This is a genomic window from Nostoc sp. (assembly GCF_036917235.1).
Lineage (GTDB): Bacteria > Cyanobacteriota > Cyanobacteriia > Cyanobacteriales > Nostocaceae > Nostoc.
Genome location: NZ_JBALDU010000063.1, coordinates 14,352 through 28,908, shown reverse-complemented (window position 1 = coordinate 28,908; position 14,557 = coordinate 14,352). Strand labels below are relative to the sequence as shown.

General features: G+C 40.6%; 11 protein-coding genes and 1 pseudogene. 7 read left to right on the top strand and 5 right to left on the bottom strand.

The features are described 5' to 3' along the window. Window positions 1-80 precede the first annotated feature (80 nt). Window positions 81-260 (bottom strand): annotated as a pseudogene (locus V7K44_RS33225) (hypothetical protein); the annotation flags it as partial. Window positions 261-426: 166 nt separating this feature from the next. Here V7K44_RS33225 and V7K44_RS18585 point away from each other — a divergent pair. Then, window positions 427-2,274, top strand: coding sequence for an ABC transporter ATP-binding protein (locus tag V7K44_RS18585; RefSeq protein WP_334933394.1), 1,848 nt, complete (start codon window positions 427-429; stop codon window positions 2,272-2,274). A gap of 31 nt (window positions 2,275-2,305) precedes the next feature. Beyond that, on the top strand, window positions 2,306-3,613 hold the full coding sequence (locus V7K44_RS18580; RefSeq protein WP_334933393.1) for a recombinase family protein: 1,308 nt from the start codon (window positions 2,306-2,308) through the stop codon (window positions 3,611-3,613). Window positions 3,614-3,626: 13 nt separating this feature from the next. On the opposite strand, the gene V7K44_RS18575 is transcribed toward V7K44_RS18580, so the two are convergent. Then, window positions 3,627-4,796, bottom strand: coding sequence for a hypothetical protein (locus V7K44_RS18575; RefSeq protein WP_334933392.1), 1,170 nt, complete (start codon window positions 4,794-4,796; stop codon window positions 3,627-3,629). A 606-nt stretch (window positions 4,797-5,402) separates the two neighbouring features. Between V7K44_RS18575 and V7K44_RS18570 the strand changes: the two genes are divergently transcribed. Continuing rightward, a complete protein-coding gene (locus V7K44_RS18570) occupies window positions 5,403-7,022 on the top strand; it encodes an ArnT family glycosyltransferase (protein ID WP_334933391.1) in 1,620 nt (539 codons plus the stop codon). 175 nt (window positions 7,023-7,197) lie between these two features. Here the strand turns inward: V7K44_RS18570 and V7K44_RS18565 are convergent, their stop codons facing one another. Beyond that, window positions 7,198-7,767, bottom strand: a complete 570-nt coding sequence (locus V7K44_RS18565; protein ID WP_334933390.1) for a hypothetical protein — start codon at window positions 7,765-7,767, stop codon at window positions 7,198-7,200. Window positions 7,768-8,594: 827 nt separating this feature from the next. Further along, window positions 8,595-8,981 carry a hypothetical protein gene (locus V7K44_RS18560; RefSeq protein WP_334933389.1) on the bottom strand — a complete coding sequence of 129 codons (387 nt, stop codon included), beginning with the start codon at window positions 8,979-8,981 and terminating at the stop codon, window positions 8,595-8,597. A 479-nt stretch (window positions 8,982-9,460) separates the two neighbouring features. Here V7K44_RS18560 and V7K44_RS18555 point away from each other — a divergent pair, with 479 nt between their 5' ends. Next, on the top strand, window positions 9,461-11,365 hold the full coding sequence (locus tag V7K44_RS18555; protein WP_334933388.1) for a chloride channel protein: 1,905 nt from the start codon (window positions 9,461-9,463) through the stop codon (window positions 11,363-11,365). A 138-nt stretch (window positions 11,366-11,503) separates the two neighbouring features. Here the strand turns inward: V7K44_RS18555 and V7K44_RS18550 are convergent, their stop codons facing one another. Next, on the bottom strand, window positions 11,504-11,917 hold the full coding sequence (locus V7K44_RS18550; RefSeq protein WP_334933387.1) for an AbrB family transcriptional regulator: 414 nt from the start codon (window positions 11,915-11,917) through the stop codon (window positions 11,504-11,506). Between the two features lie 470 nt (window positions 11,918-12,387). Between V7K44_RS18550 and V7K44_RS18545 the strand changes: the two genes are divergently transcribed. The 3 genes from V7K44_RS18545 (at window position 12,388) to pyrR (ending at window position 14,503) form a co-directional block, all read left to right on the top strand. Beyond that, on the top strand, window positions 12,388-12,828 hold the full coding sequence (locus tag V7K44_RS18545) for an Rrf2 family transcriptional regulator (RefSeq protein ID WP_289798377.1): 441 nt from the start codon (window positions 12,388-12,390) through the stop codon (window positions 12,826-12,828). Between the two features lie 57 nt (window positions 12,829-12,885). Next, entirely contained in the window at window positions 12,886-13,857 is a 972-nt protein-coding gene (gene cbiB, locus V7K44_RS18540; protein WP_334933386.1) for an adenosylcobinamide-phosphate synthase CbiB, read from the top strand. Window positions 13,858-13,966: 109 nt separating this feature from the next. Then, complete coding sequence (pyrR, locus tag V7K44_RS18535; protein WP_094353001.1) at window positions 13,967-14,503, top strand: bifunctional pyr operon transcriptional regulator/uracil phosphoribosyltransferase PyrR; 537 nt, start codon at window positions 13,967-13,969, stop codon at window positions 14,501-14,503. Window positions 14,504-14,557: the final 54 nt, after the last annotated feature.

Below are 14,557 nucleotides of genomic sequence, written 5' to 3'. Positions count from 1 at the left end.
TCTAGCTAAGATTTGGAAGCAGACTCGTATATACTTGGAAAGATTTTGAGATTTGTTATAGCTAAATATAGTATCAAAAATTACTCATCATACTCCAGTGCCACTCTAGACTCAGCAGTACGGCCAAATTCTTCTGGTGCATATTGCAAATGTACTTGAGTACCAGACCAAGAAAATGTACCAAGCTTAACAGAGCGGACTAAGTAATAGAGGCTATAAACTTCTGATTCTAGGCGATCGGCATAGACGATAATGCGATCGCCTTATCTCAGTAGCGATAGTGCTTAAGCGTAGCCCGCACTTCTCTACGAGTTGAATTGAGATCACAACGTCTGTCTGGGAATTTTGCTATTATTTGCTACTTTAAAATATATGCAAATAATTGAAATTTCTCCATTCCAAGCATTTCGCAGGAGTGTAGCAACAGTGATACAGGTAGTTCCAAAGGAGCTACGCTATGTAACAATATTGACATTAATGGGTGGTGCAGGCCCAGCGATCGCCATTTGGCTCAACAAAACGATCATTGATGAAATTACCCGCTTATTGAGTACAGGGACAACGCAGAATGCCATCGCCCTCATACTTTCGCAACCGTTGCTACTGTCCAGTATTGCAGGTTCACTGCTAGTAAATTTGGTTAGTGATGCGATCGCTAACATCAATGCTTTTGTATATAGTTCTCTGCGCGATCGCATTTTCGGCTTTGTTCAAGGACAAGTGATTGAAAAGGTTGCCACTTTTGAAGATATTGCTCTGTTTGAAACACCCGATTTGCTCAATTTGGTGCAGTTGACCGAAAAGGGAGTGCAACGACTTCCAGAGCTTTGTCTTAGGCTGGTGACGATGTTAGAGGGAATTTTTATCTTCATTCCAGCCATACTGCTTTCGGTGTCCTTGGCTTGGTGGATACCGCTAATTTTGTTTAGCTGCGTTACCCCCGTCATGTATGTGCAGCTGAAATACCGTAAGCAAGCTTGGGGAGTAGAAAGAACTCAAGCGAGTGTTTTTCGGGAAATGAATTTATATAAAACAGTTTTAACCGGGGAAACATACGCCAAAGAAATACGCTTGTTTAGCTTGCAACCCTTACTGCTAGAACGCTGGCACGGACTTTACCGTACCATTTTTAGAGCAATGGAACAAATCCGCCGTCGGGGGACAACAGCGGTTATTGGCTGGTCTTTATTGAGTGGGTTCGGCTTGGCGTTGCCATACATATACGTCATCCAGGGAGTGCTAGGTGGAACCCATACATTAGGAGATTTGGCACTTTACACTGGGGTAATTTTGGAAGTGCGGCGGAGTTTGGATAATCTGATGTCTGGCGGGTCAGAGTTATATAATATTGCACTGGCAACGACGCCGATTTTTCAGCTTTTGGAGTTAGAGCCGCATTTGTCCCGTTCTTATGGAGAGTTGCAATCAAAATCAGTAACAAAGGTATGGAGAGAAGTCAGAGAATCGACTGCTAACAATCGGAACTTTCAAAGAAATGGGAACGATCGTCGATCGCAAACAGGTATTGACATCAAAAATCTATCCTTTACTTATCCCAATAGCAATCAGCCAATTCTAAAAAACATCAACCTAACGATTCACCCCAACGAGATGATTGTACTGGTAGGTGAAAATGGTGCTGGCAAGACTACATTAGCAAAGCTATTATGTCGCCTCTACGATCCTAGCCAAGGTGCGATTATTTGGAATGGGCAAGATTTGCGTTCGCTCCCATTAGAAGATTTGCGATCGCGGATTGATGTAGTGATGCAAGATTATGCTCGTTTTCCAACTACCGTCCGGGAGAATGTTGCCTTTGGAGATTTAGTTAAAATGCAGGATGATCGCGCCATTACAGAAGCGATCGCTGAAGCTGGTTTGACGAGAGTAATTTCAAATCTCGATCGAGGTTTGGAAACTCTCTTAGGCAAACAGCTAGAAGGAGGTATCGATCTATCAGGAGGACAATGGCAAAGATTAGCGATTGCTCGTGCTTTGCTGCGACTCTCTCCAGCCGAACTAGTCATCCTTGACGAACCAACAGCAAACCTCGATCCGAAAACAGAACATGAGATTTACAATATTTTGCGTAACCTAGCGAAGGGTAGAATAGCCGTTGTAGTCAGCCATCGCCTCGCTTTGGCAAAACTAGCAGATCGAGTAGTAGTACTAGAACACGGTCAAATTATCGAGGTAGGCACTCATGACGAACTCATGGCACTAGGCGGACAGTATCACTTGATGTTTTGTCGCCAAGCTAGTAGTTATAACTGATACCATTTCTTTGTGAGGCTGTGCTAAACCTTTGAAAATAATTGCCTACTCTTACACCGATCCGCTATTAGAATCTTCTCCCGATCGAGCCGATTGGGGATGGGAGGTGGATCGGGTTTATGAAGATTTAGGCAAGCAAAAATCCTCTGAGCGATCGCAATTACAACAATTATTTACTGATTGCCAAACTGAACCAGCAGATTATCTCCTGATTCGTCGGTTGGAAGAATTGGGAGATACTGTAGAGGAAATTAGCGATCGCCTCAATCAAATTGAAGTAATGGGTATATCAGTAATCGCCACTGAACAACCCTATACTTCCGAAAATTACCCTCTGGGCGCTGACTTGCTGAATTTGCTACACGCAATCCAACGTCAGCAACGTAGTCGCCGCATCCGCCAAGGACACGCCCGTAATCGTCTTGAGGTTGCACCGCCACCCGGCAAAGTTCCCTACGGCTATCGCAGAGGTAAGGGAAAATATACTATTGATCGCAGTACTTCACCAGTAGTCAAAGATTTTTTTGAACACTTTTTACTTTATGGTTCCCTGCGGGGTTCAGTGCGTTACTTGGCGAAAAAATACAGCAAGAAAATCTCCGTTACTACAGGAAGACGCTGGCTGACTAATCCAGTTTATCGCGGCAATACAGCCTACCAAAATGGTGAAATTATCTCCAATACCCATATTCCGATAATTTCTAAGGAAGAAGCAGCCCAAGTTGACCGGCTTTTACGCCGTAACAGCCGTTTACCATCCCGAACTGCTAGCGCACCGCGTTCTCTGGCTGGGTTGGTTGTCTGTGCGGAGTGTCAGTCGCATCTGACAGTTACCCGTGTCACCCAACGCAACCAAGATAAGGAGTATCTTTATTTACGTTCTACTAGTTGTCCCCAAAGCCCCAAGTGTAAGGCTATTCCCTACCAAGAGGTGTTGGAACATACCATTGAAACCGTTTGCCGTGATTTACCTCTAGCGGTAGCTGGGGTGAATTTTCCTCAGTTGGATGCATTCAAGAATAGTTTAGGACAAGCGATCGCTCGTCAGCAAGAAATACTGGCTCAGTTACCCGCTTTAATTGAAACTGGAATTTTAGATGACGAAACAGCAAAGTTAAGGGCTTACAAACTCCGCACAGAAATTTCTGCACTCGAAGCAAAGTTGGCGATTCTCCCTCCAGTTAACTTGCGTTCTGTTGCTCAAGCTGTTTCTATACCACAATTTTGGTTAGATTTGTCGGAAACAGAACGAAGATTTTACTTTCGAGAATTTATTAGGCAAATTGAGATTGTTTGTCAGAATAAAGAATTAAAACTCCAAGTTATTTTTATTTTTTGATTTAATTGAAACGCTATTTTTGAGACGGTTGATCCTTAGTATACGCAACAGGTTTTGGCCCTGCATTCCGCACATTGATAACTTTATTGAGGATATCAAACCAAAAAGGCGCACCCATAGCAATAGCAAAACCACTCACTATCCAACCACAAATTAATTTAAAAACCTGTGAAATTCTGATGTAAACTATATTTGATTTCGTGGTATCTAATAACTCAAACTGTTGATTAATATTTTGCCATCCAATTGGTATAGAAGAATTTCCTAATAGTTTTTCAATATTTTTTCTGGCTGCTTCATCATTGATATAATCGATTCGTTGACTTGCACTTTGAGTAATAGTAGAGCGGATAACCGAATCCTCCGATAGTCTTCTAACCAAGTGGAATGTATCAGTATTAGTTAAAAAGGCGACTAATATTCCAATTAAAATAGCAACTCCTTTGGCATTTCGCTTATAAACACCGCTTGCTCGATCCATCGAGCGATCAAACCATGTTTCTACTTCATTTTTAAATTGATTCACTTCCTCTGTGAGATCGCCAATCTTTATCCTGCTACGTTGAGCAATTATACTAAGGCTCTTGATTAAACTATCAGGGACTTCATCAGGTAACTCATTATTAACAAAATCTATAAATTTTTGGTCAATATCTCCATAAATTTCTTGAATTTTTATGTAACTTGCACTAGTGGGATTATTAATACCTTTTTTAAGTTCTTTATAAGAGGCTAATATCATCTGTAAGTTAGTTTTTGCTTCTTCACTAGGATGTTTAACATAATTAATTAGCTCAGGAATTTTTAAGGTATCTAATAAAGTAATTGAAAATGTTTCAGAAGGAAGATAGGAAGGTCCACTTTGCTTTTCTAGTACTACTTTATCAGGTTTTTTAGTAATTTCCTGGAAATGCTTTTCTATTTTACCCTTGGCTTGGTGATTCAATGTATTAATCAAAGGATCGTTATAAAGTTTCTGTACTAGATGAATTGCATTAATAATATCTGATTTTTCACTTTCACTACCACCTGATAAAAGTAATTCAATTGAAGTTCTTAAATGTTTTGCTCTCCATTGTAATAATGTGGCAATTAATTCCTGAATTTCCGAAGCTAGCAAGCTCAAAATCAAGTAAATAAAAACCAAGCCAAGAGTAATATCTACAACTACAGGTAAATTCATTGACAGTCTCCAATAATTTTTAGCTATTTATTGTTATCGAAAGTGCTTAAAAAATTGTATATCATAGATATCTAAATTCAAGAGTTGCTTAATTAAAATTAAAAAAACAAAATCAGTTTATTTAGACAGTTTTATTAAGGACTATTTTTAATTAAAAATTATTGAATTTGCTTTATTGAAAAATAAATGATTAGATTTTTTGCAAAACTACTATTCAAAAATTTGATAGGCAAATTTTTGAAGTATTCAGTATATCATTTAATTGGTGTAGCAATCAGTTACAAAATTTCTGGACTTAGCCAAATAAAAAGTAAATATATAAAATTTAAACTAAGCGTCACCTTAAAAAGAAAATACAAGTTGATTTACGGACTATTTAACAGGTAATAAATAATTGTTTGTATTATTTTTATCATTAATTAGCTGAAATGTGATTTAAACAACCAATATAAATTTTTCAAAAAATAGCGCTAATTATAAAAAATTGAGTTAATCTTGGAAACTAGCAATTGTTAAGAACATACGTTGTTACTGGGTGGCAACATGGGAGATTCGCTAGATGTCTCTATGTAATCAAACCAGCAAGTAAAATGATTACCAGAGAATATGCAAGAAGGAAGCTTTATTTGGAGTCAGCTGGAAAAACAGCATCGCACGGTTGGCAAATGGATTGATTGGTTATGGCTAATAGTATTGCTGTTGGCAGCAGTATTACTGTTTAGCATCAATCTGGGAGGGTTGCCGCTGCGAGATTGGGATGAAGGTACTGTGGCACAGGTTGCTCGTGAAATTTGGCACGCTCCAGCAGGTTCAATGCGTTGGCTTTATCCAACTTTAGGAGGTGAACCATATCATGACAAGCCGCCTTTGATGCATTTGCTAATAGCTTGGGCTTATTCTCTAGGAGGCGAAAATGAGTTGACAACGCGCCTACCTGGAGCAATTTTAACAGCAACATCTGTACCTTTACTGTATTGCATTGCTCGAGAGATATTTCGCCAACGTTGGGCTGCTATTTATAGCGCCTTGATTTACCTAACAATGCTACCCGTGGTACGTCATGGGCGGTTAGCAATGTTGGATGGGGCGATGGTAAGTTTTTTGATGGTAATGATGTTGTGCGTGTTGCGATCGCGCCGGGATTTACGCTATTGTCTTGGTGTTGGCATTAGCTTTGGGTTTATTTGTTTAACTCAAGGACTGCTAGGTGTATTACTCGGTGCGATCGCAATTGTATTTTTGTTTTGGGATACGCCACGACTGCTCACTTGTTACTATCTCTGGATCGCAATATTAATTGGCATTCTACCTGTAGCTGGTTGGTATGGTGCCCAACTAATTCACTATGGTTATACTTTCGCCCAAATTGGTATTGCAAACCCATCACTAGACCGAATTGGCTCAACTGTAGAAGGAAATTCTGAACCACCTTGGTACTATGTGATTGAACTTCTCAAATACACATGGCCGTGGTTATTATTCTTACCACAAACTGTCCGCTTAACCTGGGAAAATCGCAACCTTAGCTGGGCAAAACTAGTAATGGCGTGGAGTGGGGTTTATCTACTGGTAATTTCCTTCATGATTACCAAAGTTCCCTGGTATCTATTCCCGATTTACCCTAGTTTAGCTTTAGCTTTTGGTATCCAATTATCAGATACGGAAAATTCGCCTTTACTCTCATCTTATCCCCGTGCTTGGGTTGCTGGTTTGGCAATACTTGCTGTGGCTGCTTCTGCTGGTAGCATATATTTCAGTGCGGGTACAACACCAAAAACAGACTTACAACTGATTTTTGCCGCAGTAGCTTTAACTATGACCTTAGCAGCTATTTTGGCAGAACGAGGCGACGGACAATTTCTGAAGATTTTGTTTTGGGGAAGTTATATTTCGCTGCTGCTGTTAATGAAATCTAACTACTGGGTTTGGGAATTATCTGAAGCCTATCCAGTGAAACCAGTCGCCGCCATGATTGTCCGGGCAAATCCAGCAACGAGGAAGATTTACACTTCTTTTCCCTACCATCGTCCTTCGTTGGATTATTATAGCGATCGCACCATCATTCCCGCTTCTGTTGGTGAACTGGAATATTATTGGCACTACAACGGCCAACCCTACTTCCTGCTTAATGTATCTGATTTCAACAATCTTGAACTAGAGTCGATGAAGCTAATTGACCAAGCTGAAGGTTGGAAGTTAGTCACAAAAGATACTAATCGGCTGTAAATGTAATGTGGGGCATTGGGTACTTGTACTGAGCCTGTTGAAGTATTGAGGATTGGGCATTAGAAATCTCCAGAAATTTATTATTTGTTGCTTAAAACTTTTGTAGAGACTTAGCAGTGCTACGTCTCTACAAGCATTTTCACTCCTATGTCTATGAAGCATTTTCAAACAACCTTTAAGGCCAAGGATTCGCAGGTGTGCTATTGATGTAAACCCAATAGCGTGCAGGCGGAGACTGCGCTAAACCGTTTATGTAGTCATAGGCTTCTGTCCAGAAACTCCATCCAGCGAAAAAACCAGTACCATCATGGAATTCTGCTATCCGATATCCAGAAGTACCACGAACAATTTGTCCTACGACGTTGCATATCCTATTTGCAACTGCTAGAGATGTTAATTGCGTTCCTTGGACATTAGGAATTACCAACACACTACCGCCAGACCAAGAAGCTGCGGTCGAACCGCCAGGTGTTAAGTAGGATGGAGGAAGACCTAATGGTGCTGGCAGTAGAGGGTTCTTTTTAATGCAGAGCAGTGAGCGATATTCGTTAATACTAGTGTCACCTATATAAGGATTAGTGCCACCATCCGAACCGAACAAAACATAGGTTTTGCCGCCAAGCGGTAAAGGGCTTCCTAACACTCTCCAGGTCATTGCAGTAGGATTGGCTTGAGCCGCAGAAATTGAAACAGTCATCATTAATCCAATTGTTGCAATACTTGTTGCTAAGATTTTTTTAAACATGGGTTTTTTTAACTGAGATAAAGTGGTATTATTGATGGTATTTTTTACCATCTTTAGCTCTATATTTAACAATAAAGTAAGTAATTTATCGGTAATTTGATTTTTATCAAATCAAAATTAATATTTCTATATTTAACTACTAAAATTACTTAGTAGCTTGGTGAATTATGTGACGTTTTTGTATTATTTCTCAAATAGGTAAATGCAGTTTTATCCCGAATATCACTGTTATACAGGCAGGATGGTTTCATACGAAAAAAGAAAAATACAGGCTCTTGCGTTGGTTTTATGGTGTGGCATTAAAATAGCAGTTTTGTAGAAAGGCTCAAAAACTTAAAATCCAGTCACATCAACGAACATAGACTCTGATTAGATTTTATTTATTATTCGGCTCCATAAAAGGAACTGAAGAGCCAAAATACATAAGTCTTGAGTTCTTGTTTTTTGTCCAGGCTTTGAAACCCAGTTTTAGTTTTTCTCTGCTTGTATGAAACCACCCTGACTATCACTATTACACAGATAATTTAGATGACACCAACACTCAGATTTTGAGTGTTCACGATCCAGAATCATTAACAACAGTTTGTAGTAATCACTTTAGTGATGAAAATCCTTGCCTTAAGTACTCAAGTAATTTTTACGTTTAATTAGATTGACCTACTTATGGGGAACGAGAAGTGATTCAACTAATCAGGGATCGCTCTTGAAGCGGACATAATATAAAACCGCGTCCTATTTGGGGTAATAAGACACGGTTCTATCAGAGTATTTAGTTATAATATTACAAAAATCAAAGTAGAATTTGATTTATACCATAAGTAATCGATTTACTGAGATTTGTTTCCTGAGTCATTAACTTTCTCTGTTGTGGGAAGAATTTGGCGATCGTAACTTGTCTTTTCTTGAGTCAAGGCGATCGCACTAAAGAAAATGGCACTACCTACAGCCAAGGCTACCATCGGACGCTTGAGTAGGATAAAATCTCTGAGAATCCTCGCTAAAGGTCGGCTTTGACGACGTAGCGACGAAGACATCATCAATTGTCTCCAAGTAAACGGATCGCGGACATAATGACCACTTTGGCAAACTACTAGCCTTTCCTGGCAATAGGGGCAGCAAAACAAGCCCATGCGTGTTTTAACTGGTTTAGGCGTAGCATTTCTTTGGCAAATTGGGCAAGTAACATAATGATTATCAAAAGTGTGTATATTCATTTACCTCGTCCGCCTAGTCCACTTACTCGCTCTATAACAATAGCTATATTGAATTGGGGTCAATCAATGTACGATCTGATATCAGGCATCAATCATACATACATTCTATTACTACCAAGGATGCCTCAATAGTCGCAACACGAGTATAGCTAGATTTAAACAAGGATGACTCATGGTTAATGTTTACGGGTACTTCCACCCAGCCAAAAAACTTTATTGCCTCTAGAAAAAATAGTGTTGGTGCCCACTCGCACCCCACTAGCCGCAGCTACGCTCAACTTAGGCATCGCTGACCCTTAAATAATAATTGTCTCTCATTTAACCATTCTCCCCACACAAATTTTGCACAATGACATTTTTAGCTAAAGCTTTGTAAGTTAAGCAAGTAAAGTCTACTTGTCCGGTTGCTAAATAATGGCTCACAATGATAAGTAACAGATAAAAATTTAAATTTTTTCTTACATTTACCCCGCCTCTCAATGACTCTCTTGCCTCCCACTCAGCTGAGGAAGGTAACGGAACAACCTGCCTTTCCTACACCTTCCGCTCGTTTAGCTCACCTAATTAATCGTTTTCAACCATCCCCAGAAACAGTGGTGCTGTTTTTAGCCATGCTCATTGGCGGTGGTACTGGTATGGGTGTAGTCACCTTTCACTATTTAATCCAGTTGGTTCACCAGCTGATGCTGGAAAATTTAATGGGTCAAATTGGTGCTTGGGGTGCTTGGACTTTAGCTTGTGTTCCCACCCTTGGCGGATTAATTGTTGGCTTGATGCGCTGGCGCACTCAAGACTTTGGCCCTGGACTTTCATCTCTCATCGCCGCCTCTCAAGGAAAAGAGATTAGGCGACCACTACGACCAGTTAGCAAAATGCTGGCCGCATCTGTTTCTTTAGGGAGCGGTGCTTCTTTGGGGCCAGAGGGTCCGAGTGTCGAAATTGGCGCAAATTTTGGGATGTTGTTCTCTGTAATCCTGAATGTATCTCAAGAACGACAACGTTTGCTATTGAGTGCTGGCGCGGCGGCGGGACTAGCGGCAGGATTTAATGCTCCCATAGCTGGAGTATTTTTTGCTCTGGAGGTAGTGATGGGAGCGACATCTTTCGCTACTTCTGCTGTCAGTGTGGTGCTGTTAGCTGCGGTGGTAGCAGCATTAATTGCCCAAATTGGTTTGGGGGCCCAACCTGCTTTTGATTTACCTGTTTACCAAGTTCGCAGTCCTTTGGAATTACCCCTTTACCTTGGCTTGGGTTTAGGGGCCAGCCTCGTTTCTCTGGCTTATACTCAATCAATTCGGGGAGCAAAAGCTTGCTTTGCTGGGAAAGTTCCAGGTTTTACCTTTTTGGGACGAATTCCTGAGCCGATTCATCCAATTATTGGCGGTGCAATTATTGGCGCAGTTGCTTTGCAATTTCCGCAAATTCTAGGTGTCGGTTATGAAACTGTAGAAGCAATGCTTCAAGATGTGGAGTTTCCCCTCTACTTATTGGTGGTGTTGTTGGTGGTGAAGTTATTGATGACTGCAATTAGTGCAGGTAGTGGTTTCATTGGTGGTTTGTTCGCACCAGCAATGTTTTTAGGTGCTTCTTTTGGATCGGCTTACGCCAAAATGTTGGGTGTAGCATTCCCGACAATTTGCGATCAAATGGCGGCTCCCCCAGCTTACGCAATGGTGGGAATGGCAGCAGTGCTAGCTGCTAGTGTGAGAGCGCCGTTAACGGCTATTTTAATGCTCTTTGAATTAACCCGCGACTATCGGATTGTTTTACCGTTGATGGCAGCTGTCGGTTTGAGTGTTTGGTTAGTAGAAAGGATTAAACCAACTTTTAACTCTAACTCTAATCTACAACAAATTGGTCTTTCGGAATTGAAAGATGAACAATCGGAAATTGTGCAGCAAATCTTGGTAGAAGATGCCATGTACCCTTGTCCCAAAAAGTTACCTGCAACTTTGGGAGTATTAGATGCCGCTGTAGAAATGACCCGCGATCGCGTCCGTAGTGCTTTAGTATTTGATGAAGCAGAGCAATTAGTTGGTATACTTTCTTTGGAAGATATTAACCGTGCCCTTGCTATTTGGCAAACATACCCAAATTCTCTAACTGAAATTCCCGATAATTTGTCCAGTCAAACCCTCATAGACATTTGTACTACTGAAATTCTCTATGCATGGCAAGATGAACTTTTATCTGAGGCTTTAGACCGAATGAGTCTTCGAGGTTTACATCAATTACCAGTGGTAGCACGAGACCAACCCGATCGCATTTTGGGTTTATTAGAAAAAGAGCAAATTGCATTAACTTGTAATTTAGCAGTCACGCGCAAGGCTCTTCGCCACTATTTACCAGTCTTACCTACTACAGATATAGTCATTAGTCATTAGTCATTGGTCATTGGTCATTGGTCATTAGTCATTATTTTTCACAAAGGACACTTGACTAATGACTATTTATAGTCATTGTTTTTCACAAAAGACAAATGACAACGGACAAAGGAGAATTGACTAATGACCATTTATTTATTAAGCCGTGGCTTCTATGGCTTCATTATCTTCACGATCTTCTGGATCTACCTGTCTCAGACGAATGTGCTTTTTGCCTAAAGTGATCAGAAACTCATCTCCTGGTTTAAGATTCATCTGTTTTGTATAAGCTGAACCTATAAGTAAGTTACCATTCGATTGCACACTAATTCTATAGCTAGCACTACGTCCACCACGCCCATTAGCACTGGGTGTACTGTCTAACTGAATGCCTTCAGCATCAATTAGGGCATTTAAGAATTTCATCATATTGACGCGTTCTATACCATTTTTGGTAACGGTATAGTAGCCGCACTTCTTAGCTTTGTCTTCTTTGCTCTCGTTCTCTAGCTCTTTGACTTTTTTGAGCAGTTCTTCGCCGAGTAAGGGTTCAATTTTTTTCTGTTTAGGCATCAACTTAGGTCGAAAATGAATGTTTGAAGTGTTTGAATCGATTTTATTTTAGCTGAGGTTGAGCTAACAGGAACATAATCCTTTAGTTTTTATCTCAACCTAGCCAAGTATATTACACTCAGATGCACAATTGTTATGCCATTACCAATATTGGCAAGACAATCTATTTTAGAAAATGCTGGCAATGCTGATAACTATATATATATAGTTTGTGAATTACTGCTAGACTATATAAGTTTTAAGTTTTCTAAACTAACCTCAAGAGGTTGTCTATTTCTTAAGGATGAGAACTGAGTCACAGAATGATAAGCAAAACTGATCCTTAGTCATTGGTCATTGGTAATTAGTCATTGGTTATTTAGAAACGACAAACTAAAGAAGTCTCAGAGTCGGAAGCCGACCATCAGAATTTCTTTTCAGGGAGATGCAGTGCCAACAAAGACAAAGGACAAACAACAAAGCTTACCAAAATGAAATTAACTACCAGAGGACACTATAGTGTAAAGGCGTTGCTAGATTTAAGTTTACAGCCAAGATATGGGCCTGCATCTGTGAGAGCGATCGCAAAACGCCAAGATATTCCAGCTCCTTACCTCGAAAAACTACTAATAGAAATGCGTCGTGCGTCAATAGTTAAATCAATTCGTGGTAGCATCGGCGGATATCAATTAGCAAGAGAGCCAGCACAAATATCTATAGGAGAAATTTTAGAAGCTGTTGGCGAGACTAGCCATTTACCTCATCACACCCCAGCACCGACACAAGCTGAAGATTGGGTAACGTTTAGCCTCTGGCAGAGACTCAACCAAAAACTCAAAGAAGCTTTATACAGTATTACTCTGGCAGACCTTTATTACGATGCTCGAAGCCGGCAAGCTTCCCTTGGAGAAGAAGCTAGTTTTGTGGTTTAGTCAAGAGTCAATGGTCTAAATATTGAACCTTGACTTTTAACCCAAGACTTGCGACTTATGACTAATAATATCTATATCTTAATAATTGCAGCATTTTTAGATTATTTAATTGGCGATCCTTGGGATTGGCCTCATCCAGTGCAAGTTATGGGGTGGCTAATTTCTCGCCTGACCAAGTTTTTTCTCCAATTGTGTCAAAATTCTCTAACACAACGCCTAGCTGGAATTGTACTAGGTATTATCTTAATAATTGGTAGCGGTCTTGTTGGCTTTTTGATGATTCAAATTGCCAGATGGGTTCATCCACTCTTAGGTATTGCAATAAATAGCATTCTTTTGGCTAGTTGTTTTGCTGGCAAAAGTTTGCGAGTAGCAGCGGAGGCTGTTTTACAACCTTTAACAGTCGGAGATTTAGAGAAGGCTCGAAAGATTTTAAGTAATTACGTTGGTCGAGATACCCAAAACCTCTCACAAGCAGAAATTTCACGAGCTGTTTTAGAAACGGTTGCAGAAAATGCCACCGATGGGGTAATGGCTCCGCTTTTGTATGCAATTGTTGGTGTCTTTATACCAGTTGTGGGGCCAACTCCTTTAGCTTTAGCATATAAAGCCAGCAGCACCCTTGATTCAATGGTGGGCTATCGGGAAGCACCCTATACTTATTTAGGATGGTTTTGTGCGCGGTTAGAAGATTGTTTGACTTGGCTACCTTGTCGGTTAACAGTCGTGACTCTGGCGCTGCTATCGGGTAAACCGATGCATATTTGGCAAATTTGTCGTCGGGATGCAATTAACGATCCTAGCCCCAATTCTGGCTGGAGTGAGTGCGCCTATGCTGCATTTTTAGGTGTGCAGATGGGGGGTACAAATTGGTATCGGGGGGTAGCTAAGTACAAACCACTGCTAGGAGATGCTATTTATGCCATTACTGCAACTTCTATTCAGAATGCTTTACAGCTGACTCGATATTGTTTTTTGCTATGGTTAGGGATAGCGATCGCAATATTCTTAATGCTCCCAAATAGGTAATGATAAATATAAAGTTAGGAGTTACAGACGCGATTAACCCTTGTCTGTACAGGAGTTAAGAATAAAAATTCCTAGCTCTTAACTTATCACTCCTAACTGATGACTCGCTATGTCTGCCAAAGTAGTTGAAATTCTCTCATCCGAAGAAATCCGTCGTACCTTAACTCGCCTTGCTTCTCAAATTGTCGAAAGGACGCGTGATTTGTCTCAACTGGTGCTTCTTGGTATTTATACCAGGGGTGCGTTATTAGCCGAATTATTGGCGCGTCAAATTGAGACGCTCGAAGGTGTAGCCGTGTCAGTCGGCGCTTTGGACATTACATTTTATCGAGATGACCTCGACAAAATTGGATTGCGGACTCCAACGAAAAGCGAAATTCCTTTTGATCTTACGGGGAAAACGGTTGTACTCGTGGATGATGTGATTTTCAAAGGACGGACGATTCGCGCTGCTTTGAACGCAGTCAACGATTATGGTAGGCCAGAGGTGATTCGTTTAGCTGTGTTAGTAGACAGAGGCCATCGAGAATTACCAATTCACCCAGATTTTATTGGCAAGAAGTTGCCTACAGCTAAAGAAGAAATTGTCAAAGTTTACTTACAAAATTGTGATGGAAGAGATGCAGTAGAGTTGATTGCAGATTAGGCTGTGGAGGCAGGGGGCAGTGTTTCGACTACGCTCAACTGCCGCGTAGTCGAA

Excerpts from the sequence above, each read along its gene's own strand:
- V7K44_RS18575 (WP_334933392.1), bottom strand. The coding sequence starts at position 4,796 with ATGAATTTACCTGTAGTTGTAGATATTACTCTTGGCTTGGTTTTTATT.
- V7K44_RS18570 (WP_334933391.1), top strand. The coding sequence starts at position 5,403 with ATGCAAGAAGGAAGCTTTATTTGGAGTCAGCTGGAAAAACAGCATCGC.
- V7K44_RS18565 (WP_334933390.1), bottom strand. The coding sequence starts at position 7,767 with ATGTTTAAAAAAATCTTAGCAACAAGTATTGCAACAATTGGATTAATG.
- V7K44_RS18560 (WP_334933389.1), bottom strand. The coding sequence starts at position 8,981 with ATGAATATACACACTTTTGATAATCATTATGTTACTTGCCCAATTTGC.
- V7K44_RS18555 (WP_334933388.1), top strand. The coding sequence starts at position 9,461 with ATGACTCTCTTGCCTCCCACTCAGCTGAGGAAGGTAACGGAACAACCT.
- V7K44_RS18550 (WP_334933387.1), bottom strand. The coding sequence starts at position 11,917 with ATGCCTAAACAGAAAAAAATTGAACCCTTACTCGGCGAAGAACTGCTC.
- V7K44_RS18545 (WP_289798377.1), top strand. The coding sequence starts at position 12,388 with ATGAAATTAACTACCAGAGGACACTATAGTGTAAAGGCGTTGCTAGAT.
- cbiB (WP_334933386.1), top strand. The coding sequence starts at position 12,886 with ATGACTAATAATATCTATATCTTAATAATTGCAGCATTTTTAGATTAT.
- pyrR (WP_094353001.1), top strand. The coding sequence starts at position 13,967 with ATGTCTGCCAAAGTAGTTGAAATTCTCTCATCCGAAGAAATCCGTCGT.